The 26,698-nt window shown below is 40.6% G+C and carries 31 protein-coding genes; 18 read left to right on the top strand and 13 right to left on the bottom strand.

What is annotated here, in order from left to right; genetic code table 11:
* The first annotated feature begins 174 nt into the window (after window positions 1-174).
* From pdaA to AWM68_RS13580, 3 genes are all read left to right on the top strand, one after another.
* Window positions 175-984 (top strand): delta-lactam-biosynthetic de-N-acetylase, encoded by an 810-nt coding sequence (pdaA, locus tag AWM68_RS13590; RefSeq protein WP_066242758.1) that lies wholly within the window; start codon window positions 175-177, stop codon window positions 982-984.
* A 161-nt stretch (window positions 985-1,145) separates the two neighbouring features.
* Entirely contained in the window at window positions 1,146-2,540 is a 1,395-nt protein-coding gene (gene rlmD / locus AWM68_RS13585) for a 23S rRNA (uracil(1939)-C(5))-methyltransferase RlmD (RefSeq protein ID WP_066242755.1), read from the top strand.
* A gap of 49 nt (window positions 2,541-2,589) precedes the next feature.
* Window positions 2,590-3,153 (top strand): maltose acetyltransferase domain-containing protein, encoded by a 564-nt coding sequence (locus AWM68_RS13580; protein ID WP_066242752.1) that lies wholly within the window; start codon window positions 2,590-2,592, stop codon window positions 3,151-3,153.
* Between the two features lie 231 nt (window positions 3,154-3,384).
* Here the strand turns inward: AWM68_RS13580 and AWM68_RS21075 are convergent, their stop codons facing one another.
* From AWM68_RS21075 to AWM68_RS13565, 5 genes are all read right to left on the bottom strand, one after another.
* Window positions 3,385-3,549, bottom strand: a complete 165-nt coding sequence (locus tag AWM68_RS21075; protein ID WP_197468175.1) for a YfhD family protein — start codon at window positions 3,547-3,549, stop codon at window positions 3,385-3,387.
* Window positions 3,550-3,668: 119 nt separating this feature from the next.
* On the bottom strand, window positions 3,669-3,806 hold the full coding sequence (locus AWM68_RS21480; protein ID WP_156488407.1) for a hypothetical protein: 138 nt from the start codon (window positions 3,804-3,806) through the stop codon (window positions 3,669-3,671).
* A gap of 87 nt (window positions 3,807-3,893) precedes the next feature.
* Entirely contained in the window at window positions 3,894-4,460 is a 567-nt protein-coding gene (locus tag AWM68_RS13575; RefSeq protein WP_066242747.1) for a GNAT family N-acetyltransferase, read from the bottom strand.
* Window positions 4,461-4,713: 253 nt separating this feature from the next.
* Window positions 4,714-5,844, bottom strand: a complete 1,131-nt coding sequence (locus AWM68_RS13570) for an amidohydrolase (RefSeq protein ID WP_066242745.1) — start codon at window positions 5,842-5,844, stop codon at window positions 4,714-4,716.
* Between the two features lie 30 nt (window positions 5,845-5,874).
* Window positions 5,875-6,774: a TIGR01777 family oxidoreductase gene (locus AWM68_RS13565; protein WP_066242743.1), complete on the bottom strand. Its 900-nt coding sequence runs from the start codon at window positions 6,772-6,774 to the stop codon at window positions 5,875-5,877.
* Between the two features lie 142 nt (window positions 6,775-6,916).
* Here AWM68_RS13565 and recX point away from each other — a divergent pair, with 142 nt between their 5' ends.
* Entirely contained in the window at window positions 6,917-7,732 is an 816-nt protein-coding gene (gene recX, locus AWM68_RS13560; protein ID WP_066242738.1) for a recombination regulator RecX, read from the top strand.
* Here recX and AWM68_RS13555 read toward each other — a convergent pair.
* A complete protein-coding gene (locus AWM68_RS13555; protein ID WP_066242735.1) occupies window positions 7,719-8,396 on the bottom strand; it encodes an SDR family NAD(P)-dependent oxidoreductase in 678 nt (225 codons plus the stop codon). The genes recX and AWM68_RS13555 overlap by 14 nt on opposite strands.
* 65 nt (window positions 8,397-8,461) lie before the next feature.
* On the opposite strand from AWM68_RS13555, the gene AWM68_RS13550 reads away from it, so the two are divergent.
* The gene (locus AWM68_RS13550) at window positions 8,462-8,770 is read left to right on the top strand and encodes a YfhH family protein (protein ID WP_066242732.1); all 309 of its coding nucleotides are present in this window, start codon (window positions 8,462-8,464) and stop codon (window positions 8,768-8,770) included.
* Window positions 8,771-9,056: 286 nt separating this feature from the next.
* Here the strand turns inward: AWM68_RS13550 and AWM68_RS21070 are convergent, their stop codons facing one another.
* Both AWM68_RS21070 and sspK read right to left on the bottom strand, forming a co-directional pair.
* Entirely contained in the window at window positions 9,057-9,224 is a 168-nt protein-coding gene (locus tag AWM68_RS21070) for a YpzG family protein (RefSeq protein WP_077364736.1), read from the bottom strand.
* A 39-nt stretch (window positions 9,225-9,263) separates the two neighbouring features.
* On the bottom strand, window positions 9,264-9,419 hold the full coding sequence (sspK, locus tag AWM68_RS13545; protein WP_066242730.1) for a small, acid-soluble spore protein K: 156 nt from the start codon (window positions 9,417-9,419) through the stop codon (window positions 9,264-9,266).
* A gap of 101 nt (window positions 9,420-9,520) precedes the next feature.
* Here sspK and AWM68_RS13540 point away from each other — a divergent pair, with 101 nt between their 5' ends.
* Window positions 9,521-9,787 (top strand): YfhJ family protein, encoded by a 267-nt coding sequence (locus AWM68_RS13540; protein ID WP_066242727.1) that lies wholly within the window; start codon window positions 9,521-9,523, stop codon window positions 9,785-9,787.
* A 13-nt stretch (window positions 9,788-9,800) separates the two neighbouring features.
* Here AWM68_RS13540 and AWM68_RS13535 read toward each other — a convergent pair whose 3' ends face one another.
* The gene (locus AWM68_RS13535; RefSeq protein WP_066242723.1) at window positions 9,801-10,802 is read right to left on the bottom strand and encodes a metal-dependent hydrolase; all 1,002 of its coding nucleotides are present in this window, start codon (window positions 10,800-10,802) and stop codon (window positions 9,801-9,803) included.
* 36 nt (window positions 10,803-10,838) lie between these two features.
* On the opposite strand from AWM68_RS13535, the gene AWM68_RS13530 reads away from it, so the two are divergent.
* The 4 genes from AWM68_RS13530 to AWM68_RS21475 are packed head-to-tail and all read left to right on the top strand — an operon-like array spanning window position 10,839 to window position 13,220.
* A complete protein-coding gene (locus AWM68_RS13530; protein WP_066242717.1) occupies window positions 10,839-11,153 on the top strand; it encodes a hypothetical protein in 315 nt (104 codons plus the stop codon).
* Window position 11,154: 1 nt separating this feature from the next.
* On the top strand, window positions 11,155-12,276 hold the full coding sequence (gene mutY, locus AWM68_RS13525; RefSeq protein WP_066242715.1) for an A/G-specific adenine glycosylase: 1,122 nt from the start codon (window positions 11,155-11,157) through the stop codon (window positions 12,274-12,276).
* Complete coding sequence (locus tag AWM68_RS13520; protein WP_066242712.1) at window positions 12,273-13,028, top strand: SDR family NAD(P)-dependent oxidoreductase; 756 nt, start codon at window positions 12,273-12,275, stop codon at window positions 13,026-13,028. Before mutY ends, AWM68_RS13520 begins: the two co-directional genes overlap by 4 nt.
* A 48-nt stretch (window positions 13,029-13,076) precedes the next feature.
* On the top strand, window positions 13,077-13,220 hold the full coding sequence (locus AWM68_RS21475; RefSeq protein ID WP_156488406.1) for a hypothetical protein: 144 nt from the start codon (window positions 13,077-13,079) through the stop codon (window positions 13,218-13,220).
* Between the two features lie 14 nt (window positions 13,221-13,234).
* Here the strand turns inward: AWM68_RS21475 and AWM68_RS13515 are convergent, their stop codons facing one another.
* Window positions 13,235-13,459: a hypothetical protein gene (locus AWM68_RS13515; RefSeq protein ID WP_066242710.1), complete on the bottom strand. Its 225-nt coding sequence runs from the start codon at window positions 13,457-13,459 to the stop codon at window positions 13,235-13,237.
* A gap of 142 nt (window positions 13,460-13,601) precedes the next feature.
* Between AWM68_RS13515 and AWM68_RS13510 the strand changes: the two genes are divergently transcribed.
* The 8 genes from AWM68_RS13510 to AWM68_RS13475 all read left to right on the top strand — a co-directional run bounded on the left by AWM68_RS13510 (window position 13,602) and on the right by AWM68_RS13475 (window position 22,434).
* Window positions 13,602-13,781, top strand: a complete 180-nt coding sequence (locus AWM68_RS13510; RefSeq protein WP_066242707.1) for a gamma-type small acid-soluble spore protein — start codon at window positions 13,602-13,604, stop codon at window positions 13,779-13,781.
* A gap of 373 nt (window positions 13,782-14,154) precedes the next feature.
* Window positions 14,155-14,682, top strand: coding sequence for a nucleoside tri-diphosphate phosphatase (gene ntdP / locus AWM68_RS13505; protein ID WP_066242704.1), 528 nt, complete (start codon window positions 14,155-14,157; stop codon window positions 14,680-14,682).
* A gap of 104 nt (window positions 14,683-14,786) precedes the next feature.
* Entirely contained in the window at window positions 14,787-16,529 is a 1,743-nt protein-coding gene (locus tag AWM68_RS13500) for an ABC transporter ATP-binding protein (RefSeq protein ID WP_066242700.1), read from the top strand.
* A gap of 243 nt (window positions 16,530-16,772) precedes the next feature.
* Window positions 16,773-17,783 carry an ABC transporter ATP-binding protein gene (locus AWM68_RS13495; protein WP_066242697.1) on the top strand — a complete coding sequence of 337 codons (1,011 nt, stop codon included), beginning with the start codon at window positions 16,773-16,775 and terminating at the stop codon, window positions 17,781-17,783.
* Window positions 17,758-18,732, top strand: coding sequence for an ABC transporter ATP-binding protein (locus AWM68_RS13490; protein ID WP_066242694.1), 975 nt, complete (start codon window positions 17,758-17,760; stop codon window positions 18,730-18,732). Before AWM68_RS13495 ends, AWM68_RS13490 begins: the two co-directional genes overlap by 26 nt.
* A 57-nt stretch (window positions 18,733-18,789) precedes the next feature.
* Window positions 18,790-20,391 carry an ABC transporter substrate-binding protein gene (locus AWM68_RS13485; protein WP_066242693.1) on the top strand — a complete coding sequence of 534 codons (1,602 nt, stop codon included), beginning with the start codon at window positions 18,790-18,792 and terminating at the stop codon, window positions 20,389-20,391.
* A gap of 104 nt (window positions 20,392-20,495) precedes the next feature.
* A complete protein-coding gene (locus AWM68_RS13480; protein WP_066242689.1) occupies window positions 20,496-21,500 on the top strand; it encodes an ABC transporter permease in 1,005 nt (334 codons plus the stop codon).
* Between the two features lie 13 nt (window positions 21,501-21,513).
* Window positions 21,514-22,434, top strand: a complete 921-nt coding sequence (locus AWM68_RS13475) for an ABC transporter permease (protein WP_066242683.1) — start codon at window positions 21,514-21,516, stop codon at window positions 22,432-22,434.
* A 57-nt stretch (window positions 22,435-22,491) separates the two neighbouring features.
* On the opposite strand, the gene AWM68_RS13470 is transcribed toward AWM68_RS13475, so the two are convergent.
* The 3 genes from AWM68_RS13470 to AWM68_RS13460 all read right to left on the bottom strand — a co-directional run bounded on the left by AWM68_RS13470 (window position 22,492) and on the right by AWM68_RS13460 (window position 26,346).
* Window positions 22,492-23,382: a nuclease-related domain-containing protein gene (locus AWM68_RS13470; protein ID WP_197468174.1), complete on the bottom strand. Its 891-nt coding sequence runs from the start codon at window positions 23,380-23,382 to the stop codon at window positions 22,492-22,494.
* A 402-nt stretch (window positions 23,383-23,784) separates the two neighbouring features.
* The gene (locus tag AWM68_RS13465; protein WP_066242678.1) at window positions 23,785-24,855 is read right to left on the bottom strand and encodes an FUSC family protein; all 1,071 of its coding nucleotides are present in this window, start codon (window positions 24,853-24,855) and stop codon (window positions 23,785-23,787) included.
* 204 nt (window positions 24,856-25,059) lie between these two features.
* Window positions 25,060-26,346, bottom strand: coding sequence for a glutamate-1-semialdehyde 2,1-aminomutase (locus AWM68_RS13460; protein ID WP_066242675.1), 1,287 nt, complete (start codon window positions 26,344-26,346; stop codon window positions 25,060-25,062).
* Window positions 26,347-26,698 lie beyond the last annotated feature (352 nt).

Raw genomic sequence — 26,698 nt, 5'->3', positions numbered from 1 at the left:
GAAAAATACGAGCGCCATACGAAAAATACGAGCGCCCACACGTCCCACTCCCCATTCCATTGCGTACTAGCACTCACTACACATTCCAACAATACTTCCTTTATATCCCTAGCATGCTTTTCAACAATTACTGCAAAATAAAGGTATAGGTTGTCGTTTGAAGGAGGAATTTCAATGAAGATCAACCGGCTCCTGTGCCTAATACTGGTATCCATCTTATTTTTCGCACAATCAGACGTGATTTATGCTCAGCGAGGCGTATCCAACCAAAGACTTGAATGGTATTTTGAGAAAAAAGGGGAAGAAAAGCCTCCGATCACGGACGCAAGATTTATGGAGCTTGTTCATAAATACGATAGTCTTTTTATTGGAGATCCTGCTAAAAAAGACATCTATTTAACCTTTGATAACGGATATGAAAATGGTTATACCGATGATGTTCTGGATGTATTAAAGAGAAAGAAAGTACCTGCTGCCTTTTTTGTAACCGGACAATTTATGAAGACTCACCCTCACCTAATAAAACGAATGGCTGAAGAAGGGCATATTGTAGGGAACCACTCTTACTATCACCCAGACCTTACTCAGGTATCTGATGCTCGGTTAAAAAATGAGCTTGAAAAAGTAAAGTTAAGATACACTGAGCTGACGGGCAGAACCGATATGCACTATATACGTCCTCCGCGAGGTGTATTTAGCGAAAGAACGATCATGCTTGCAAAACAAGAAGGATATACACATGTGTTCTGGTCACTTGCTTTTTTAGATTGGGAAACCGATAAACAGCGTGGTTGGAAATATTCATACAACCAAATCATGAAACAGATCCATCCTGGAAGCATAATGCTGCTTCATACTGTTTCAAAAGACAATTCGGATGCTTTAGAGACAACCATAGAAGCTCTTCAAAAAAGAGGCTATACGTTCAAGAGCCTTGATGATCTCCAAATAAATAAAACTACGCCGCCTCTATTATTTCAATGATTTGTGCCTTTGTTTATGACAAAGGTTCTTTTTTGTTATCCAGGGATTTAAAAAACGCTTTAAAGAAAAATTGAGGGGTAATGATATTCAAGTTGGTAGAAGCGATCGGTTTCGTCTACAATAAGAAAAGCCACTTTAGCTAAGAAACGAGTGATAAAGTTATGAAAAATACGAAGCAAGAAAACCCCATCGTGAAGGTTGGCCAGACGGTGCCCATTTCTATTAAACGTTTGGGTATTAATGGTGAAGGAATTGGATTCTACAATAGGCAGGTTGTCTTTGTACCAGGAGGGATTCCGGGTGAAGAGATGTCTGTTATCATTACAAAAGTTTTTTCTAATCGTGCAGAAGGAAAAATAAAAAAGGTATTCAAAAAGTCAAAGAACAGGGTTACACCACCATGTCCGATCTATGAAACGTGTGGTGGATGTCAAATACAGCATATGAGCTATACCACACAGCTTAAAGAAAAACGAGATCTTATCGTACAAGCATTTGAAAGATACACGAAGATCTCAAAAGATAAACTAAATTTGAAAAAAACGATTGGAATGGACGAGCCATGGTTTTATCGGAATAAGTCCCAATTTCAAGTAGCTAAAGTCGATGATACTGTTATTGCCGGACTATACAGCAAAGATTCACACAAGTTGATTAACATTGATCATTGCCTCGTACAGCATGAAGATACGAATATCGTGACAAATAAAGTCAAACAGATTATTCGTGATCTTAACCTGTCGATTTATGATGAAAGAAAACGAACAGGTAGCATTCGTACGATTGTTGTGAGAACGGCGTTTCGTACTGATCAGATTCAGCTAGTTATTGTAACGGCAACAAATGAATTTCCGAAAAGAGACCTTTTTGTTTCCGAGATTAAGAAAAGACTTCCTCAAGTTACATCCTTTGTTCAGAATGTTAACGAAGAAAAAACATCGCTCATCTTTGGAGAACAGACAGAAGGAATCTTTGGAAAAGAAACTATTACTGAACATTTAGGAGACCTGAGCTTTGAACTCTCAGCGCGTGCATTTTTTCAATTAAATCCAGAGCAAACCGTTAAGCTTTATGATGAAGTCAAAAAACAAGCGAAACTTACTGGGAAAGAAAGAGTCGTTGATGCGTATTGTGGTTCAGGAACAATCGGAATGTGGCTTGCAAGCGAAGCAAAAGAAGTTAGAGGGATGGATATTATAAAAGAATCCATTATGAATGCAAAAGAAAATGCAGAGAAGCATCAGATTACAAATGCACACTATGAAGCCGGAAAAGCTGAGAAGCTGCTGCCAAAATGGCTAAAAGAGGGTTGGCAGCCCGATGTTGTAGTGGTAGATCCTCCAAGAACCGGGTGTGATCCTACTTTCTTAGAAACGGTTATAAAAATTAAACCGAAAAGAATGGTTTACGTTTCATGTAATCCATCAACATTAGCAAAAGATGTCCACATGTTGATAAGTAACGGATTTGAAGTTGAACAAATCACACCTGTGGATATGTTTCCGCAAACAGCTCAAGTAGAGGCGGTTTGTACATTAGTACGTAAATCGGAATGATTAATAGGAAATAAACAATTTTCAAAATCAACAAGAAGGAGAGTACTGCGTGAAAACTGAAAAAGAAAAGATGTTAGATGGCGAGATGTATCGCCCAGATGATCAGCAGCTCATTGACGAGCGTACTCGTGCAAGAAGGCTTACGAGAGAATACAATATGACGACAGAAGAAGAATGGAGTAAGCGAAGTCAGCTCATAAAGGAACTTTTTGGTACAACAGGTGAGAATGTTGGAATCGAACCAAACTTCAGATGTGATTATGGCTATAACATCCATGTTGGGGAGAACTTTTTTGCTAATTTTGACTGTACCATTCTAGACGTTTGCGAAGTACGGTTTGGGGACAATTGTATGCTCGCACCTGGGGTTCATATTTATACGGCTACTCATCCATTAGATCCAGCTGAACGGAATTCAGGAGCAGAATTCGGCAAGCCAGTGGAAATTGGTAATAATGTTTGGCTTGGTGGAGGCGCGATTATCAATCCAGGAGTGAAGATTGGGGATAACGTGGTCGTCGCATCTGGAGCGGTTGTAACTAAAAATGTCCCTCCCAATGCAGTAGTTGGGGGGAACCCTGCGAAAGTTATTAAAACACTCGAAATTAAATAATAAATCTAAAGCTTAAAAAATTCAGAAATATACACACTATCCACATGCTTTTCCATAGAAAATGTGTATAACTTATATAATTTGCACATATTTGCACAGTAAGATTTCATTGTATGATGTGATTGTTCACATTATCCACAAACTTGTGTATAACTTTATCCACAATGTAAAATATTCATAAAGATTTCTATATTAAAAAAAGACCTGCTATCCCAGCAGGTCTTTTTGCACTTAGCGACGGCCATTTTTCTGGCGTCGGTCAGCGGCTTGTGCACGTGCTTGTGCTTCGAGATCGTCTTGATCTGCCAGTTCACTTGAGTACTCGACATCAAGTCCATTGGCTTGAGAAGCTTTAGCATTGTTGTGCGATGGGGACTTTCTATTACGTTTTTCCACACAAATACCTTCTTAAAGATATCATAATGTTTGAAACGTAAATCAAAAGCTAGTGAGGAACTTGTCCTCAACTATAGAATGTGCAGTTTTCAGGATTTTATGAAGGAAGAATCATCCTTTTATGAATAATCTTCGTTCGTCATTTCTTTTGATTCAGCAGTTGATTCGGCCGATTTTAATTCTTCTTTGTAAAGGATTTCTTGTGTTTTGGTCAAATCGTCATTTCTTTCTTTTGCTTCTTGTTTGCTGCTTTTCATGAAAATACCTCCTAATTAAAATAACACCACCTTCAAAAAGTGAAGGTGGTGTTAGTATGTGCAAAGCACATCAACATTTTACCTGTATTAAGCTTCCTTTAGCTGCTCTTCAACCATTTCAAGAGGTTGTGTTTGTGTGCGAAGCTGATGCATGAGGTAGTTATCTTTTTCGATCTGATATAAGTTGTAAATGTCTTGACCTTGGTTAAGCTGATCGTAAACGTCTTTTCTTGTTTCGTTAGCTAGGGTTACGTAAGGAATTTTCTCGGCTGCTTTTTGAGACCGGATATTCACTTTACGAATGCGCATAAAAACAGTGTGGATATCTTTTTCATAAAACAACTCTGAAAAGAAAGCTTCTTTTGCTAAAGAATTATATCCTTTTCCAAAGTAAGGCTGACCGATCCATGTTCCAAGAAAGCCATAACCATCTTGAACATCGAATAGATTAATGGTGCCAATTGGATTTTGCCACTCATCCAATATCGTTCTGGAGATAATCTTTCCTTGTTCTTCTTCCTCTAGCGTCTGCTTCGTAAGGAACATAAACTCCTCAAATGAAGCTGCTTTTTGGCGTACAAAAGGGAAGACTTCTGGGTGCACCATTAAATTGTAAAGAACATGACTCTCCGTTAAATCACGCTTTTTCAACAATTTAATCCCTCCTAGAGGGCAGAAGTATCCCCCACCCTCGAATTAAGAATAAAAATTAATTCGGGGTGGGAATCGAACCCACTAGGACCAGTCAAAGCTGGTGGCGCACCAATTGCCTTCCCTTGCTCAATATTTAATTTATGAAAATAATTTTAAGTTTCGTTTTTTGAGCGACTTTTAAATTTTCCGGATTCGCATAATCCGCATGTTGCTCTTCTTGTATCATAAGTCATTTTTTTAAAAAAGAAAATAGTTATTTTGTAGATTTTTTGTAAATAATTTCTCCATCAATCATTGTCATAACAGGGCTTGCAGAAAAGTGGAACGGATGCTCGGTCCAGAGGCATAAATCAGCATCTTTTCCAGGCTCAATACTCCCTACTCGGTTATTGATTCCTAGGTTTCTAGCGGGTGCGATTGTGATGCCTTCAAGTGCTTTCTTCTCACTCAAACCTTCACGTACTGCAATAGCAGCACATACATTTAAATATTGAATCGGAATGTATGGGTGATCTGTTGTAATCGAAACTTCAACATTATTTTCAGATAGTATGCGATAAGTATCCCAGGTTTTGTTCTTTAGCTCAATTTTAGATTTTCGAGTCAGAGTCGGGCCGACGCTTACTTTTAAGTTCATATCCTTAAAAGAATCAGCAATAAGATGACCTTCTGTACAATGTTCAATACGAAAATCGAGGTTAAATTCCTCTGCAAACCGAATCGCAGAGAGAATGTCATCAGAACGGTGAGCATGAATTCGCACTGGGATTTCACGGTTTAATGCAGCAGCAATCGGAGCGACACGCAAATTATCTTGGTAAGCTGAGTCTTTTGCTTGATAAAAGGCTTCCCGAAGCATACCCATTATACCCATACGGGTGATTGAATCATTATGACGGCCGCTATGAATGCGTTTAGGGTTTTCTCCAAGCGCGATCTTCAATCCGGCTGTTTCCTTAATTATCATTTTTCGAATGTCATTGCCATGTGTTTTGATAACAGAGGTCGTTCCGCCGATTACATTTGCACTTCCTGGCATAATATGAGCGGTAGTTACACCAAAACGAACAGCATCTTTAAAGGCTATATCTAATGGATGACAGCCATCAATGGCACGGATATGAGGGGTAAGCACTTCATGAGTTTCGTTTGCATCATTACCAGCCCAGCCCGTACCTTCATCATAAAGTCCCAAGTGGGTATGCACATCAATAAATCCGGGCAGAAGGTGAAGGTTTTCAGCTGAAATCACTTCCATTTCAGCTGAGGGTTCTATATGCTTTTCTACTGCTTGGATCTTGCCGTTTTCTACAAGGACATCTCCTTGCTCGAGCTCCTTGCTTGTAATGGGATATACTTTTGCTTTTTGGATTAAAATTTTCATTATGTGTCACCTGATAAATTAGTTTTATTATCATTGTAACAAATCATGTAAAGCCCCCTTTAGGTGAGGATATGAAAATTGAAATCCATTGTTCAATGCTTTATCGGGAAGCACTTGCTGTCCTTTTAAAATCAACATGCTCATTTCACCAAAAAGGAACCTAAACGCGATCGAAGGAGCAGGTAGCCAGTGTGGTCGGTGCATGACGTCGCCAATTACTTGGCCGAATTCTTTCATCGTTACAGGGTTTGGAGCAGTCACATTCACAGGTCCTGAATATTGCTCGTTTTCAATCGTTTCTTTTATGAGTTTTGCCAAATCTTCAATATGCACCCAAGACACCCACTGCTCACCTGAACCGACAGTACCTCCAGCAAAAAAACGATAGGGAAGACTTAGCTGTGGAAGTACTCCGCCATCCTTGCCTAAAACAAGACCGAATCTTGTAAAAATCGTTCTAGAGCCAAGTGTTTCTGCCCCTTTTGCTTTTGTTTCCCACGCTTTAACCACTTCAGCTAAAAAATCAATCCCATGATTTTCAGTGTTTTCTGTAAATACTTCTGTTTCCGATGTTCCGTAATATCCAATCGCAGATGCATTCACCCAAACAGAAGGAGGTTCTGGTAATTTCTTTACGAGGTCTAGCAGCGATTCTGTTGCTTTTAAGCGGCTGTTTAGAATAGCTTGCTTCTTATCATCTGTCCATCTGCCATTGATGGACTCTCCAGCAAGGTTAATAACCGCATCGATTTTAGGAAGTTCTTTTTCTGGTGTGCTGTGAGGAGTAAGCCACTCTATATACGAAACATTCGTTTGTGGCGGTTTGTTATCTTTTCGTGTGAGAATGAAGATTTTATATGTGCTTTGCAACAATTGAGTGATATGTTTTCCGATAAATCCTGTGCCTCCAGAGACTAAAATGTTCTTCATAGTAAACTCCTCTCAACTTCATCTTTATTATTAATTATCTTTTCTTATTCGATTCCCTTGTTTACCGGTCTTTAAAAGGGGTATTTTTTCAAACTGTACAAGCAATTATGTTAAACTATAGAGTATGAAAGAAGGTGGGTAGATGGCTGTCATAACAAGGATTTCTGCTCAGCAAAAAAACGATGAACGATTTAATATTTTTATACAAAAAGGCACTAAAGAAGAGTTTGCTTTTAGCGTTGATGCGGATGTTTTAATTAAGTTTCAGCTTCAAAAAGGTATGGAAATCGATGAAAAAGAATGGGAAGAAATCATTGAGGAAGATGAATATCGGAAAGCCTTTAATAATGCTCTTCATTATTTATCTTTCCGGATGAGGACAGCTCACGAGATCAAAGCCTTTTTGGAAAAGAAAGAAGTGCCCCAGCAGACAATCAAGAGGGTTCTTGAAAAACTCTCGGAATACGATTTTGTAAACGATAAGACCTTTGCCGCTGCTCTAGTTAAAAGCCGTATGAATACATCATTTAAAGGACCGGGGATGATTCGGCAGGAGCTAAAGAAAAAGGGAATCAGTGAACAACATACTGAAGAGGCTCTGAATCAGTTCAGTTTTGAAGAACAGCTTGAAGCAAGTATAAAATTTATTCAAAAGCAATTTTCAAGCAGGGCCAAGCGTTCTGAAAAAGAACAAAAACAAAGGATTGCTCAGCAACTTCAACAAAAAGGATTCATGTGGGAAGTGATCGAAATGGCTTTTCAAGAAGCAAAGATCAGCCAATCGGTTGAAGATGAAAAAGAAGCCTTGCTCACTCATGCTCGCAAAGCTCATCAAAAATATAAAAAGTATACCGGATATGAATACGAGTCTCGCATGAAGCGTTTTCTATACAGCAAAGGCTTCGATTCTGATGTAATATCTGAAATGTTAAGTGGGGACGAGCTTAACGATCTATAAAAATCTCACTTCGGTTATCATCTTGTTCAACAATCATTTCTGCAACCGTTGCAGGGGATTTTAGACGTGATCGATCACTGATATGATCGGAGTCGTCCCAAAACGGAGTATCCATTCCTCCCATATAGACGGCGGTCGGATAGATACCAGTGCCATCCCATTCTTTAACAAGGCTCTCCGTAAAGCCTCTAACTGCGAATTTGGAAGCACAATATACAGACTCATTTACTTTACCTCGTAAGCCTGCAGTAGAAATAATGTTCATTACCTTGCCATACCCTTGCTTTTGGAACAGGGGATAAGCAGCTTTCGTTGGATAAATCGTACCAAACACGTTTGTCTCTAACATGTGACGGATGTCACTTTCAGATAATTCGTTTAGTGGCTGAAAACTACCCATCCCTGCGTTGTTAATTAATAAATGGACTTCTTCATTGTCAAAAATAGATTGAAACACCGATTGAACATGATCGTATTGTGTTACATCACAAACTTTATAAGAAACGGTATTCTCACTGCTGGATGAGAAGGTTTGTATAGCTTGTTCTAATTTTGTTTCTGTGCGGCCGATCAAGCACACATTAAAATTTTTGTAATACTGGTGGGCTAACGCAAGTCCGAGGCCTGAACCTCCGCCTGTTATAATTACTGTTTTGGCCAACATTCTCACTCCTATGTAGTTAAATTTCAAAGCATATATAGGGTACAGAAAAGAAAGGAAGTATTCAAATGGAAAAAAGATTCAGCGAGATGACAGAAGCTGAAATTAAAGGTGAAATCGCTTCTCTTCGTGCAAAAGCGCAAAAAGCAGAACAAATGGGCATGGTAAGTGAGTACGCTGTTCATGAACGCAAGATTGCGATGGCAAAGTGCTATTTGATGGATCCTTCCACAATCGAAAGCGGAAAAGAATACAGCATCCAAGGAGACCCAGGTTCAACCTTTTCTGTGCTGTACCTAAATGGTATTTTTGCCTGGGGCTATAAAAATAAACAGAGTACACTTGAAGCATTACCGATTTCTGTTCTTGAAGGATAAAACGGTTTTAGCGTTTACTTTGATGTTCATGAATGTGGCCGATCTCCGTTTCAGGTGCTCGCTTTCCGGGGGGCGTGCGGTGAGCCACCTCGGCGCTTTGCGCCCTTAGGTGTCTCACCTGTCCCGCTGATCCCCCAGGAGTCTCGCACCTTACACTCCAATCAACTAGTCAGAGAAGCATATGTAAACACTAAAAGAAAATAACTTCAAAGCAAAAATCAACAAAGGGCTCTAAACACAAACACAAAATAAAGAAGCGATATTAGGACCGCTTCTTTATTCGTCACTATGAACGCTTACGTGTTTGAATTTCAAGCACATAGTTATTTAATGCTTGCTGGGTCTCCCCGTTCACTTGGTTATACGCATGCTTCGAGTTGGCACGCGGTGAGTGAAAGGGGTCAGAATATTTACCGTTAAATCGCGTTGATGAGAAGTAGTCTTTCTTGTTCAACTGATTCACCCCCCAGAATGAAATTCATAACCGCAAGAGTTACTGATCATCTCGGTGTTGATTGGATAAGAACATTCGCTCCTGTGGATGGTCACGAATGGATCCATCTGGCCGTTTAGAAGAGAACTCTTCTTTTGATCTCGGCTCACCTGAGAAGGAGATCCGATTAGGGAAGTTTTTTGATTTATTTCGCATGTGTGTTACCTCCTTTATATCGGTTCTCAACTAGTATGAAACGTGACAGAACCCTTTATGTGACGGGACTTTCTTTAAAAATTGGTTAAGGAGGGAGAATAATGGAAGAGCGTTTTGACAGATTGGCTAAACAACTGCAAAAAATGAACCCTGCCCTAAATTATCAGGAAGCGAGGGAATGGGTGGAAGGATTATGGGAAGATTTTGAGTCCTCTCGTGCAAAAGCGGGATGGGAGTACGAGGAGCAAGAGGTAACCGAGAAAATGGTAACACAGCTCATTACTTCCTATGGTCATAAATTGCATGAGTACTTCTCCAATAATCCTAAGTTTCAGCGATTCATTAAAAAGGACGGGCCGATTCACTAAGCCCGTCTCTTCATTATTCGTTATTGTTTATAAGATCGAGCGGAGAAAACTCCATCTTCTTTTTCAAGCGGTCTTCAGAATACACCCAACCTGTAAATGAGGTAATGATGTTTAGGTTTTCATCAAGCTGGACCATCGCGACAAAAGGATAATGACCTTTGCTTCTATACCGTAAATCAATAAATTGAACCAGGTGACCATGATCATTCTTTTCGACTTCCCACCGGTGTACAGGAGAAAAGGAGAGAAAGGCTGAAATATTTTTATCTTTTTTTGCTGCGTCAATGAGTTTTGATTTTGGTACGGGTAAACGGTCAAATGTATCCCAAACCGTAATTTTGCCGTTTTTAAGACCGGCTACAAAAAATTCGTGCTTGGATTTAATGGCCAGATGATATTGTCCCCATCGAATAGTGGGACTTGCGTAAATTTCTTCAGCTTCAGGTATTTTCTTAAGAACGATCTTGTTCACGCGTTGTCTGGCAATGATTCGTATCATGTAGTAACAAATAAGTATGACGTACACGGTAAGAAACGTGTAGCCAGGATCGACACCCATATACCAGAGCATCAGACCTGCTAGATGCAGGAAAAAAATAAATGGGTCAAAGATGCTGATTACTCCGAGAGCGATCCATTTCTTTGAAACAGGGTAAAGCGCTTGTGTGCCGTAAGCATTAAAGATATCAACAAACACATGGAGAAAAACAGCAATTGCCGTCCATAGTAAAAGCTTTCCGTTATCTGCTTCTGGGATAAATAATGAAATAGCCCCAAACAGCAGCAGTGGCCAGATAAAAAGCGCAGGCAGTGAGTGTGTCAGCCCTCTATGGTTACGAATGTAAACTGCATTATTTTTTAATTTTAATACCGTGTCAAAGTCTGGGGCCTGAGAACCGATTAATGTCCCAGCAAGAATGGCTTGTGATGTCGCTGGATCATTTGCAATCGCAGGATCGAGCATTGCTAATCCGCCCAATCCCAGCCCCATCACGATATGTGTGCCTGTATCCAAGGCGATCACCTCCTATGTAGGAATGGAGTGAAATAAATGTTAACTGTTTTTATGGAGTATAAAGTAAGTCCGGATTCCATTCAATTTTATGAGACGCAAATGCCTATTGTGATAAAAGAACTTAAAGTGTGTGGTGCGTCTAATATTCAATGGTATAGGGCAGCAGATCAGCCTTCACTGTATGTTGAATGTTTCCAAGTTAAGAATCAAGCTGCGTATGATACCATTAAGAAAGATCGAACGGCCCTAGAGCATCCTGTTTTCTCAAAACTTAACGAATGCGTGACAGGTGGACTAGAGAAAATTCATTGCTGGGCGTTTGAAAAGCTGAACACAAAGGAAGATTTATAAATTGAACACAACAAGTAATAATATATTTTCCCTCGATGTTTCATATGTGAAACAATTTCAGAATCAATTACTAACATGGTACAGCGAAAATAAACGATCCTTACCATGGAGAGAAAACCAGGATCCTTACCGTGTCTGGGTTTCTGAGATCATGCTGCAGCAAACTAGAGTAGATACGGTCATTCCTTATTTCAATCGATTCACTGAATTGTTCCCTACTCTTCAAGACCTCGCTTATGCCGACGAAGAAAAAGTTCTGAAAGCGTGGGAGGGTCTAGGTTATTATTCCCGAGTTCGAAACTTACAAACCGCGGTAAAAGAAGTATGCGAAAGTTATGGAGGAAAAGTACCTGACACACCGAAAGAGATTTCCGGTCTAAAGGGTGTCGGCCCTTATACAGCAGGGGCGGTTTTAAGTATTGCATATGGTGTACCAGAACCTGCTGTTGACGGAAATGTTATGCGTGTTTTATCACGAATCTTGCTGATTGAAGAAGATATCAGCAAACCGAAAACGCGTTTAATTTTCGAAAAAGCAGTGAGAGAATTGATATCACATGAAGATCCTTCTTCTTTTAACCAAGGTTTAATGGAACTTGGCGCTATCATCTGCACACCGAAATCTCCTGCTTGTTTGCTCTGCCCGATGAGAGAGTTATGCAGAGGCTTCGAAAGTGGAAGACAAAGAGAACTGCCGGTAAAACTAGGAAAAACAAAAGTAAGAAAAGCGAAGATGGTAGCTGGTGTACTAATGAGTGAGGATGGCCATGTACTGATTCATAAGAGACCGTCTGAAGGGCTTCTCGCCAACATGTGGGAATTTCCGAACACTGAATATGTCGGCGAAAATAAACTAGCTGAAATTTCTGCTCTTGAAAGCTATGTGGAAGAACAGGTTAATTATGAAGTAACTCTAGAGGAGAAGGCGGGTTATATTGAGCATGTTTTCTCACATCTGAAGTGGGAAATTCATATTTGGCAAGGAAAGATTAACAGTATGGCAGAAGACGGATTATTGCCTGATGATTGGAAATGGGTCAGTGTGGACGAGCTGGACGCCTATCCGTTCCCTGTTTCTCATCAAAAAATAATTCGGCTCATAAAGGAGGCATTAATTGGATGAACTTAGATCTTAAAGCAAAAGCGGTACTCGTTACGGGCGGCTCAAAAGGGATTGGACAAGGTATTGCTTATGCTTTTCTGAGTGAGGGTGCAAAAGTTGGAATTCTCGGTCGCCATTTAGAAGATCTCAAAGCTGCTAAAAAAGAGGGTATGGAGATTTTTCAAGGTGATGTAACGGATGCTAAAGACCGTGAGCGAGTGATGAAGGAATTTTTGGATACGTTTGGTGCAATCGATGTTTTGGTTAATAATGCAGGAGGCAGTAACGGATCTTCAGTGATGGAAACGAGCATGAACCAGTTTGAAGAGGCGATGCATCTGAATTTTTTATCGGCTGTTGATTTCAGTAAGAAAGCAGCAGCAATCATGAAGGGCAACTCAGACGGTGGAGCTATTATTAACATTTCGTCTATTTTTGGCAGGGAATCTGGCGGCAAACCTACCTACAACGCTAGTAAGGCAGCCATGATTTCTTTCACGAAATCATTTGGTGACGAGATGATCAAGGAGAATATACGGGTGAATGGCGTAGCTCCAGGATCTATTTTGCATAACACAGGAAATTGGAAAAAAAGATTGGAACAAGATCCGGATAAAATTAATTCATTTGTAGAAGAGCACATTTCCGCTGGTCGCTTCGGAACTGTGGAAGAAGTGGCAAATGTAGTCGTTTTCTTGGCATCTAAGAAGGCCTCTTGGGTCATAGGGAGCACGTTGAACGTAGATGGCGGACAGTCCTATAGCAATTTTTGATGAAGTGGAATGTAAACAACCCCCAGCGGAGCGCAGGGGGTTGTTTTTATGCTCGTTCGAGAAGATTTATGCTCGTTCGAGAAGATTTATGCTCGTTCGAGAAGATTTATGCTCGTTCAGCGCCATCCAAGAAATACGAACGCTACCCAAGAAATACCCCGCGAACACAACTGCGAAAAATCGCTAAGCTAACTCAGTACTCTAAGTCAGTCGTACTTAACCTCAGTCCCATGCGTCCAATCCGCTTCGTTACGTTTCAAGCCTCCGCGAGCTTCTATTTCTTTAATGATCTCTCTGTGCATGCTTGTTCCTTCCTCATTTAAGTAAGGAGCCATCTGCTGCAAGGAGTGATGAAAATACGTGAGTTCTTCATCTCTCCAATCGTTCTTCTTCGTCATACTTAATTCGGTCATATCTCTTCCTACGTACATCCTGCAACCCTCCTTTGAATTAGTGTAATCATTCATTTATCCCCCATATTTAAAGGTTTTAATACTGGAAATATATATTAAATAAATTACTTATAAAATTCGATTAGCCCGGGTAAATTATATTTCGTGGAGGTGAAAAACAATGGACAAACAACAAAACCAAGCTTCAAAAACAAACGCTCAAGAAGTTCGTCGTCAAAACCAAGCTTCTCAAGCTGGTCAAGCTGGTCAATCTTACGGAACTGAATTTGCTAGCGAAACGAGTGCACAAGAAGTTCGTCAGCAAAACCAACAGTCTCAACAACGTAAGAACCAAAGATAACCTCTATCCAGGAATGCTCCCTAATGACTAGGGAGCATTTTTTGGTTTTTTTGTATTTATTACATACGTTTTCTATACATATCCTATGGGAATACTAGTGACGAATGAATGATCTGAAAAAAGGCGCTTATTTTTTTGGAAAACAGGGACAAGTACATTTCCAAACTATTCTTAAAACGATATAATAAAGAAGAGAAAAAAAGCGTGTGTTTTGAAAGAAAGTAATGTTCGGGAATAAAACGATGAAAAAAATTGAAGAACGAGGTTTATGAATGAAGCTGGTGAATTACCGACAAATGGTTAAAAAGAAAGGAGAGTTAACAACTCAATAGGTAACATTAGCTTCCGGAACTCGGGCAGAAAGGAGAGAGAGATGAGTTTTCCTGCAACCGGAAGTATAATCAATATTCAAAGCTATAAGCATAACGGCTATCTTCATCGAAATTGGGAAGATACGGTTATTTTAAAAGGTACTCCTAGTCAGGTGATCTGCGGTAACGACCGGATCCTTGTTACTGAATCTGACGGACGTCAGTGGCGGACAAGAGAACCTGCAATTTGCTATTTTAACGCGAAGCAATGGTTTAACGTGATCGGTATGATTAGAGAAGACGGTATTTATTACTACTGTAACTTAGGATCACCATTTATGTGGGACAAGGAAGCATTGAAATATATTGATTATGATCTGGATATTAAGGTTTTTCCAGATGGGACTTATATCTTATTAGACGAGGACGAGTATGAGCTTCACAAAAGAATGATGAGGTATCCGAGTCAGCTTGATACCATTATTAAAAAAAATCTTCAAGAGTTAATCTTGATGGTTACACAAAAAAAGGGACCATTTGAGCCTGGATTTGTTGAACAGTGGTATGAAAGATATTTAGAATTTCGATAAAAAGGAAAACCTGTTGAAGAGTCAGCAGGTTATCCTTTTTTTAAATAAGGTTAACTTGGCGCCCTGCCAAGTTCTTTTTATGACCGAAAGAATGGTGTGATGAAATGGATAGTATTAAACGTTATTTAATTTTTGTAAAACCTTACAGATGGCAAATTTTCTGGACGATTTTAATTGGGCTTGCTAAGTTTGGGATCCCTTTATTAACACCGCTTATTTTAAAATACGTGGTAGACGATATCATTCAGGTTTCAATACCCATTGATGAAAAGTTAACCAAATTATACTGGCTGATGGGAGGGGCTGCTCTCATATTCGTTGTGCTGAGGCCACCTATTGAGTATTGGAGACAATACTATGCACAATGGGTAGGTACAAAAGTTTTGTATGATATTCGTGACAAGATGTTCGATCACATTCAGCGTTTAAGCCTGCGCTTTTATTCTAACAACAAATCTGGAGAAATTATCTCGAGAGTCATTCATGATGTTGAGCAGACAAAGACATTCGTTATTACAGGTCTAATGAATGTTTGGCTCGATATGGCTACGATAGTTATCGCAGTAGCAATCATGTTCTCAATGGACTTTTGGCTGACGATCGTGGCATTATCGATGTTGCCGGTCTATGCGTTTTCAGTAAAATTTTTCTACGCACGTCTTCGTCAGTTAACAAAAGATCGTTCTCAGGCACTTGCTGAGGTACAGGGCCACTTGCATGAGCGTGTTCAAGGGATGTCTGTCATTCGAAGTTTTGCACTTGAAGATCACGAGCAGATTCAGTTTGATAAGCGAAACCGAAATTTCTTGAGAAGAGCGATGGATCACACGAAATGGAACGCAAAAACGTTTTCTGTTGTAAACACTGTAACCGATATTGCACCTCTGCTTGTTATTGGTTTTGCAGCGTACCAAGGAATACAAGGCAATATTACAATAGGTGCTCTAGTCGCATTCGTTGCCTATATGGACAGGTTGTACAATCCGCTTAGACGCCTGGTGAACTCATCTACAACGCTGACACAATCAATCGCTTCTATGGACCGGATGTTCGAATTTTTAGATGAGTCGTATGATATTGAGGACTCACCAAATGCAAAACCGTTAAAATCGGTCAAAGGTGCTTTAGAATTTGACGATGTTTCATTTACCTATAACGAGGAAGAAGCAGAAGTGCTGCACCATGTTTCCTTATCCGTCACGCCCGGTGAAACTATCGCTTTAGTCGGCATGAGCGGGGGCGGGAAGTCTTCATTGATCAGTTTGATTCCTCGTTTTTATGATGTTACGGAAGGAAGTATTAAGCTAGATGGGACAGATATCCGAAATTTTCAAGTTCGGACGCTACGAGACAATATAGGTATGGTACTTCAAGACAATATTTTGTTTAGCGAATCCGTTCGAGCAAACATTCTTATGGGGAATCCTGAAGCTTCAGATGAAGAGATGATTGCAGCTGCGAAGGCGGCCAATGCACATGAATTCATTATGAGTCTGCCTGATGGCTATGACACAAAGATTGGAGAGCGTGGAGTCAAACTTTCTGGTGGTCAGAAACAACGCGTTGCGATATCACGTGTGTTTTTAAAAAATCCGCCGATTCTCATTTTAGATGAAGCGACGTCTGCATTAGATCTTGAAAGTGAACATCTGATTCAAGAAGCTCTGGAAAAACTAGCAAAAGATCGGACAACCTTCATTGTGGCACATCGTCTTTCCACCATTACTCACGCTGATCGCATTATCGTAATCGATCACGGAAAAATTGTGGAAATCGGTAATCACAAAGAATTAATGGAAAAACAAGGACCGTACTACGATTTATTTACGGTTCAACAACTGGTATAAAGAAGCAGAAAAGGTCGGCAGATGCCGATCTTTTTTTATTGGCCGAACACTCAAACTGATTGTTGCCAAATCCAATTCCCTAAAAAATGAATAAAAGTGGTATATAAGACCTACAACAGAAGAAGTGTTTGTCGAACATTCTGAAAATTAAATATTGTCAAAATGTCAGAGTAGTGTCATAATTCTCAACAGAGAAGTAATATTCTAGGAAATTTGACAGCTTAGAGAAAGGAGTGAGATCTCATGGGAAATCCTGTTTTAGAAGTTAAGAACTTAAGAACTTCTTTCCTTACAGATGATGGAGCAATTCCAGCAGTAGACGGTGTCGATTTCCACGTCAATCCTGGTGAAGTACTAGGTATTGTGGGGGAGTCAGGCTGCGGGAAGAGCGTTACATCACTATCTGTGATGGGACTAGTCCCTACCCCGCCTGGGAAGATCGAAGGAGAAATTCTCTTTAAAGGTGAAAATCTTGCTTCTGCACCAGAGAAAAGAATGCGGCAAATCAGAGGCAATGAGATCGGAATGATTTTTCAGGAGCCGATGACAAGCTTGAATCCGGTTATCACAATTGGGGATCAGCTTATTGAATCACTGCGCATACATAGAAAATGGTCAAAAAAAGAAGCGATGGGTAAAGCCATTGAAATGCTTAAGCTAGTTGGGCTTCCACGAGCAGAAGAGCTTGTAAGAGAATATCCGCATCAATTATCAGGAGGTATGCGTCAGCGTGTCATGATTGCAATGGCCATGATCTGCGACCCAAAACTTCTAATAGCGGACGAGCCTACTACCGCTCTGGATGTTACGATTCAAGCTCAAATTTTAGATCTGATGAAACGATTAAACAAAGAAACGGATACCGCAATCATGATGATTACTCATGATTTGGGCGTTGTTGCGGAAATGTGTGAACGCGTCGTCGTCATGTATGCAGGAAAAGTAGTAGAAGAAGGAAATGTGAAAACCATCTTCCAAAACCCAAAGCATCCATACACGATTGGTTTGATTAAATCTGTACCAGACATGAGAGAGAAGGTAGGAAGGTTATATTCCATACCTGGAAACGTTCCAAAACCGGGTTCGATTACAACAGGATGTTCCTTTGCACCGCGTTGTGAACATGCCGGAACAAGATGTATTTCCGAAACTCCTCAACTGAATACTCAAGAAGGCAGCCATCAAGTAAGATGCTGGCTTTACGAGGACGGGAAAGGAGTGAACCTGCATGAGTCAGACTCAGCCATTAGTTAAAGTAGAAAACTTAAAGATGCACTTCCCGATCAAAGGCGGAATATTAAGTAAAACAATCGGTGAAGTAAAGGCGGTAGATGGAATCTCTTTTCATATCAGAAAAGGTGAAACGCTTGGTCTTGTAGGAGAAAGCGGATGCGGCAAATCTACAACAGGACGAATGCTGTTAAGACTTTTAGAACCTACAGAAGGAAAGATCTACTTTGAAGGCGAAGATATCACAAAATTATCCAATAGTGAAATGAGAAAGAAACGACGTGAGATGCAGATGGTGTTTCAGGACCCGTTTGCTTCACTTAACCCGCGTCATACGGTTGAGAAGATTTTAGAAGAGCCTTTAATCGTTCATGGTGTAAAAGATAAAGCAGAACGAAAAAGACGCGTAAAAGAACTGCTTGAAGTAGTTGGACTTTCAAGCTGGCACGCAAAGCGTTACCCCCACCAATTTTCTGGGGGACAAAGACAGCGTATCGGAATCGCACGAGCCCTTGCGGTGAATCCGAAGCTTATTATCGCGGACGAGCCTGTATCTGCTCTGGATGTTTCCATACAATCTCAAGTACTGAACCTTTTACAAGATCTTCAGAAAGAGTTCGATCTTACGTATCTGTTTATCGCACATGATCTTGGTGTAGTACGCCATATCAGTGACCGAGTGGGAGTTATGTATTTGGGTCATATCGTAGAGCTTGCTGATAGTGAAAAGCTGTATGACGATCCAAAACATCCATATACACAAGCATTGCTGTCAGCTGTTCCTATACCTGATGTTGAGCATCGGAAGGACCGTGTCATCCTGCAAGGGGATGTTCCGAGTCCATCAAATCCGCCTGCTGGCTGCCCGTTCCATACGCGGTGCCCTGCGGCGATGGAGCATTGCGGATCAGTTAAACCCGTATTAAAAGAAGTTTCTGAAGGCCACTACGCTGCTTGCCATTTATATGAATAAGGCAAGCACGTACATATAAAAAAAGGCACTACTAAAATGAGAACTGGGGGAAAGAAGATGAAGAAAAGTTTATGGACTTTATTTGCTTTAATGCTAGCTTTATCTCTTGCGTTGGCAGGGTGTTCATCAGGCGGAGACAGCAGCAAAGGTGGAGACGACGGTAAAGTCGATCCTAACAATGTGATGATCTACGGGCGCGGCGGGGACTCTGTTGCACTTGATCCGGCAGTCGTTACAGACGGTGAATCTTTCATCGTTACAGAACAAATTTATGAGCCGCTAGTAAACTACGGCAAAGATAACACAGATATCGTTCCTGGCCTTGCAAAAGAATGGGATATCTCTGAAGATGGACTAACTTACACGTTCACACTTGAAGAAGGCGTTAAATTCCACGATGGTGAAAAGTTCAACGCTGATGCAGTTGTAAAGAACTTTGACCGCTGGGCACAAAGTAAAGATGGCGAGAAATTCGCATACTACGGATCTATGTTTGGTGGATTTGAAGGTGACGAAGGCCATGTCATTAAAGATGTAAAAGCAGATGGGGAGTACAAAGTTGTAATCACATTAACAAAGCCACAAGCACCATTCTTAAAGAACGTAGCTATGAGCCCGTTTGCAATCGCGAGCCCTAAATCATTAGATGGCGACAAGCTAAGCAAAGAGCCAGTTGGTACTGGACCTTTCAAATTCAAAAGCTGGAAGCCAAACGATACGATCGTTCTTGAAAAGAACGCAGACTACTGGGTAGAAGATATGCCGAAACTTGATGGCGTAACTTTTAAAGTAATCAAAGACAACTCTTCTCGATTAAATGCATTAACAAAAGGTGAAATTGACTTAATGGATGCTCTTAATCCATCTGATATGAAAAAAGTTTCTGATAACAGCAAACTTCAATCGTTCGAACGTCCTTCAATGAACGTTGGTTACCTAGGATTTAACGTTGAAAAAGCACCATTTGATAAAAAAGAAGTACGTCAGGCGATCAGCCACTTGATCGACAAGCAAGCGATCATCGACAACTTCTATGAAGGAACAGCTGAGCCGGCTAAAAACCCAATGCCTCCTTCAATTGCTGGATACAACGATGAAATTCAAGACCGTGAGTATGACGAAGCAAAAGCAAAAGAACTTTTAGCTAAAGCTGGTTTAGAAAAAGGCTTTGAGATGGATCTTTGGGCAATGCCTGTAGCACGTCCATACATGCCGAACGGCCAAAAAGTAGCAGAAGCGATTCAAGCGAAACTTGCAAAAGTGAATATTAAAGCGAACATCGTTACATTTGAGTGGGGTACTTACCTTGAGAAAGTTCAAAAAGGTGAAGCACCAATGTTCATGTTAGGTTGGACGGGTGACAATGGAGATGCGGATAACTTCCTATACACACTTCTTGACAAAGACACGATCGATTCTAACAACTACTCTCGTTATGCGAACGAAGACGTTCATAAGCTTTTAGTTGAAGCTCAAACGACAGCTGACGAAGCGAAGCGTGAGGAGCTTTACAAACAAGCGCAAGTTATTATCCATGAAGATGCACCATGGGTACCACTTGTTCACTCTAAGCCGCAATTAGCTGGAGCAAGCAAGATCAAAGGATTCGTTCCACATCCTACTGGTTCTCAGTCTTTCGCGGATGTATCTTTCGAATAATGTATGGCGGGGAGTATGGCCTAATATAGCCAGCTCCCCTTTTTTTGCAAAAACAACTTGTAACCTAACAGACTTGTAATTCTTCTTAAGAAAGAGGTGACCCTATGTTTGCCTATACGATCAGACGGTTAGCAACGCTCGTTCCCGTATTACTAGGAATGACATTTATCGTGTTCATGATGATTCGTGCTATCCCGGGTAATCCAGCACAATTAATATTAGGGCAACAGGCCACAAAAGAAGCCGTTGCGTCTTTAACAAAGCGACTTGGGTTAGATCAACCTTGGTACACACAATTCATTGATTACTTAACAGGTCTTTTTACAGGAGATCTAGGTGTTTCACTTAAGACGAATGTGGCGATTTCGGAGGAAATTTGGCCGTATTTAGCCGCAACAATTGAATTAGCTCTTGTAGCAATGGCCATTGCCATTGTAATTGGGGTAAATGCGGGTATCATCTCCGCTTGGTTCCAAAATTCTTGGTTTGATTATACGGCAATGGTACTAGCTTTGGTTGGTGTATCAATGCCGATCTTCTGGCTTGGCTTAATGGAGCAATATGTATTTTCAATTCATTTTGACCTATTGCCAACAACGGGCCGTGACAACATACGTGTCCCGGTTGATCCGATCACGCACTTGTATTTAATTGACACCTTAATTCAAGGAAGAATGGACCAGTTTAGTGAAGTGGTTAAGCATCTTATCTTGCCTGGTGTTGCACTTGGTACGATTCCGATGGCGATCATTGCACGTATGACTCGTTCAAGCATGCTTGAAGTAATGCGCTCAGATTATATCCGTACGGCTCGTGCTAAGGGCATGAAGATGTTCTGGGTTGTGTACAAGCATTCATTGAAAAATGCTTTAATCCCAGTAGTGACTGTCATTGGATTGCAGACAGGTTTGCTTTTGGGTGGAGCAATCTTGACTGAAACGATCTTCGGATGGCCAGGGATTGGGACATATATTTACGATGCCATCTCATATCGTGATTATCCTGTTATCCAATCAGGAATCCTTGTTGTCGCTACGATCTTTGTATTAATTAATCTACTCGTTGATTTGCTGTATGCAGCAATTGACCCGAGAATTAAATTCAAGTAGGAGGGATTAGAGAATGTCAGAACTATCAAGATCAACACCTCCCGTAGTCCCGCAGCCACAGCATATGCCAGTGGAACCTGTGGAAGACAAAGTAATCTCTCCTTGGAAAGATGCATGGAGAAGCTTTAAAAAGAATAAAATCGCACTTGTCGGACTATCGATCGTATCCTTGTTTATCGTGGTGGCGATATTAGCGGATGTTCTTGCACCATATAACTATAGCGATGTTGAACTCAAGGATAAACATATTGCGCCGTCTGCTGAACATTGGTTTGGAACAGACGAATTTGGCCGTGATATTCTAAGCCGCGTGATTCATGGTGCCCGTATCTCCTTATGGGTAGGTTTTTTCTCTGTAGCTGGATCGGTTATTGTAGGTTCCTTGCTTGGTATTGTGGCAGGCTATTATGGACGATGGATAGACGGCATCATATCTCGTATCTTTGATATTTTGCTCGCGTTTCCGAGTATCCTGCTTGCGATTGCAGTAGTATCCGTACTTGGGCCATCATTGAAAAACGCGTTGATCGCGATTGCTATCATTAACATTCCAACGTTCGGTAGGCTTTTACGCTCTAGGGTACTTAGTGTAAAAGAAGAAGAATATATAACAGCCGCGCGAGCGATCGGTATGAGTGATTTCAGAATTCTGATCCATCACATACTGCCGAACAGCTTAGCTCCAATTATTGTTCAAGGAACGCTTGCCATCGCAACAGCGATCATTGAAGCGGCAGCGCTTGGATTCTTAGGAATGGGAGCTCAGCCACCAACACCTGAGTGGGGTAAGATGCTTGCAGACTCAAAAGACTTTATCATTCAAGCACCATGGACGGTATTGTTCCCAGGGTTGGCGATCATGCTGACGGTTCTAGGTTTCAACCTGATGGGAGACGGCTTGCGTGACGCACTTGACCCACGAATGAAGAGCTAGTTTAATTGGTGAAAGAGGAAGCTTGGCAATTGCTGAGCTTCTTTTTTTTATGTGATATTATGTATGATTTTCGAGAAGGGGTTCTAGGTGGTATATTCGGGACTTGGTTGAACCTGAAATAGGGAGCTTCAGAGACCGAAATAGATGGTTTGCTTGATAGCTCGAATTTAAATGTAAGTATTGCATCGCCTCACGATTGGATATTTTAGTAGAAATTAAATATGCGTAGTCTTGTAAAGCTTCAATATGAGCAGTTTTTGAAGAGGTATTGCAATAGTGACAATGCCAGGTTCCCCATACATATGTCATAATCGATTGATCACACGATGGACATAGAACACCGGTTATTAAATCACTTTTATTAATCTCAAATAGCTCACAAACATCTGGATCATAAGATGAACTTACTTTAGAAAGGTATTTCGTTAGTTTTTTAATTTGTTTATGTGTTAGGACAGTTTGCTGGTTCTTTTGTAAGAATTCATGGAATTTCTGTTGTAGACTGGGGCTTTTAATTACTTTTTCATAAGCTTCTTTATATGTAGGAGAAGCTTCAATGATCACATTTGGGTTGGTCATAACTACAAGTGATTCAATGGGGATAGGGAAAGCGTATTTTTGTTGAACAAGAATTTCATTTAAGTGATAACTTTGCCGTTTAACCTGTTCGATTGGATTAGAGAAGGCTTCTTTCTTTCCATCATATGTTCTGATGAGTTGTGAAAATTTATCATCAAAAAATAAATGGCCCGTCAAGTTCTTTATTTCTAATATTGTTATGAAATTGGGAGTAATGACTAGAGTATCCATCTGGAAATAGTAGTTATCATGAAGGATTCGAATTCCATGAAGCAAATTCACGTCATTCTTAGGTAAGTAGCGATAAAAATAGTTTAATGATTGTTCACCCTTGTGTCCTGAAGAATGATTTCGGAGTTGTTCTTGCAATTCTTTTCTTTTTAAATGATTTTGAGGTGTTCTTTTTATTAATTTGGATAATTTGATAACTATTGGCGGCGCTTTTCTATCTTTTTTTATAAAAATCTCTCCTTTGAATTAATTACATATGAATTTTCCTTAGTTTGCAGCATTCTTAAGTGTAACGCAAAAAGAACTTTTCCTAATAACGGATTCCAAACGAATTAATTCTAGAAATATTGACTATAATACGGCGAGAATTAAGCATAATTCGGCGAGTTTTTTCCACAATACGGCGAGTTTTTATCATATAACAGCGAGTCTACAAATAACGACAAAATTCGTCGCCTCACCCAGCACCGCCACAGCCTAATACCCACAAATCCCCAAAAAAACCAGCCCTCACAAAAGGACTGGCTTTCCTAACATATATCAATCTTCCAATCGCTGGTCCAACTGGACTTCGCTGTCGTCCTGGTGATAATTTTTGAAGCTTTCCACCAAGGTGTTCAGGTGCTCGAGCTGATCAGCGTAATCAATGATTAAGGCAAATACCGGGAACAGTTCGATCCACTCTTCGTTCTCCGGATTTTTGTAGTAGCTCATGATGCATTTCATGAGCGCTTTTTTATTGATGGCATCATCCATATCATACGTATGCTGTGCCCGAATTTTATCAGTATACTTTAACAGCAGCTGTTCGTGGAAATTCGTTAATCCATCCAGCTTGATTTGAATCAATTCCTGAAGAGGTTCAGGCATATTGTACAATTCGTTTTCATGGCGGTGAAGACTTTTTAATAGTTCGAGTGCTTTGTTAGTAGTTTGGATCATCTGTCTGTATAGAACAAGCTTACGAGTCTTCGAGTACTTGTTGCTTCTAAAATACGTACGTTCCTCTTTGTACAGCAGGTAATATTGATCCATCTTAAAGCGGTTTTCCTTTAAATGCGTCAGGTCCTCTTTAATGGCAATATGTTCTGAAGCATGCCGGGTGATCATTCGGATCCACTTGATGATCTCATCAGTATGGCCAGAGATTTTATAATACAATTTTGTTTCATATTTAGGCGGCATAAATACCAAGTTCACTAAGAATGCTGATAGGACACCAAGCATAATAAGCAAAAAGCGGTCGATCGCAAACCCGATAAAGTTTTCCGTATGGCTTTCCATGATTACAATGACGGTAACGATCGATAACGGAATGGTTTTTTCGATCTTCATTTTTAAGTTCGCTGCGATAACAAGTACAACAACGAATCCGATAACAAAGGGGTTGTTGCCTAATAAGATAACAAAGATAATGGCAAAAATGGCACCAACGAGGTTACCTTGAACCTGTTCGAGTATGGTTTGATACGACCTGTAGATGGATGGCTGGATCGCAAATGTTGCAGCAATGGCTGCATAGACAGGCTGATCCAATTGAAAAAGCATCGCCAGGTAGATCGATAAAGATATGGCTAAACCCGTTTTGATCATTCGGGCTCCTAGTTTCATAACTGCGATAATTCCTTTCTCATATAAAAATGTTAATAATCTCAAACACTATAAACTGTTTCTAATGTTTAATCAAGTGAAAGTGTGTTAACAAATTGTGAAAATTACAGACTTACATACCGTATGAAAAATGAAGCATCATTATTACATCTTTTCCCTTAAAACAAAAAAAGAATCCGTGCGGTGACGGATTCTCGGAAAAACTCAAAGACGGCTGAATGCCTTTCCTGCTGCTTCAATTGTTGCAACAACGTCTTTCTCTGTATGTGCTGTTGTTAAGAACATCGCCTCGTATTTAGATGGGGCGAGGTTGATCCCTTCGTTAAGCATATGTTTGAAGTATCTGCCGAAGATTTCCCCGTCTGTCGCTTCTGCTTGTAAATAGTTCTCAATTTTTTCATCCGTAAAATAGAGAGTCAATGCACCTTTCAAACGGTTGATGGTTACGGATACGTTATATTTCGCAGCCTGTTCCAGCAATCCTTTTTCTAAGATCGCGCCTAAGCGGTCCATTTCTTCGTACACACCTTCTTGCTGAAGAACTTCTAAACATGCGATACCAGCTGAGATCGATGCCGGGTTTCCAGCCATCGTTCCTGCTTGATAGGCTGGTCCGAGAGGTGCTACTTTTTCCATGATTTCTTTTTTACCGCCGTATGCCCCAATCGGAAGGCCACCGCCAATTATTTTCCCAAGTGCTGTCATGTCTGGCTTTACACCGAGTAGATCTTGAGCACCGCCATACATAAAACGGAAGGCTGTAATCACTTCATCATAAATGACAAGTGCGCCATGCTCATGGGTGATATCGTTAACTGCTTGTAAGAAGCCTTCTTTCGGTTCCACGATTCCGAAGTTTCCAACGATCGGCTCAACTAAAACAGCAGCAATTTGATCACCCCATTTTTCCATCGCCGCACGGTAGGCTTCTACATCGTTAAACGGAACGGTGATCACTTCTTGAGCAATTGATTTTGGTACACCAGCTGAGTCTGGCGTTCCTAATGTAGAAGGGCCAGATCCTGCAGCCACTAGTACTAAATCAGAGTGGCCGTGATAACAGCCTGCAAACTTTATGATTTTATCCCGACCCGTATACGCACGCGCAACACGGATGGTTGTCATTACCGCTTCAGTACCAGAATTTACGAATCGAACTTTGTCCATAGCAGGCATTGCTTCTTTCAGCATTTTAGCGAACTTCACTTCAAGGGAAGTAGGAGTTCCGTAAAGTACGCCGTTTTCTGCAGCTTTCACGATCGCCTTAGTGATATGAGGATGAGCATGTCCGGTAATAATAGGACCATATGCAGCAAGATAATCAATGTATTGATTGCCGTCTTCATCCCAAAAGTAAGCACCTTGTGCGCGCTCCATAAAAACCGGTGCGCCGCCGCCAACTGCTTTAAAAGAGCGGGATGGACTGTTAACCCCGCCGACAATATGTAGAAGTGCTTCGTCATACAAAGCTTCAGATTTTGTGTGATTCATCTATATATACCTCCTGTTACGATATCTCTTAAGTTCAACTAGTATTGTAGCATGAAAAACGCTCGCTAACAGGTTTAGAAAACTCTGCATGATAGTCTCAACTATTTGAGTTTAGAATGGCGATTGAGTAAACTTATCGAGTGCCTGAGTTTCTATTTGTGGAAACTCTAAAAAAATTTGTATTGGAAAAATGGGGAGCTTTACTAATGAAATGAGTTGGTATTGCTATAAAGGTCTGATAAAGCTCCTATCTAAGGATTGTTGCTATAAAGGAATTTGTTCCATTTTCTTCTTTGACAAGTTGATTGGAGTGGAAGGTGCGAGACTCTCGGCTAGGACAGGCGGGCAGGTG

The sequence above is a fragment of the Fictibacillus phosphorivorans genome (assembly GCF_001619875.1).
In the GTDB taxonomy this organism is placed as follows: domain Bacteria; phylum Bacillota; class Bacilli; order Bacillales; family Fictibacillaceae; genus Fictibacillus; species Fictibacillus phosphorivorans_B.
This window is presented reverse-complemented; position numbering and strand designations above follow the sequence as displayed.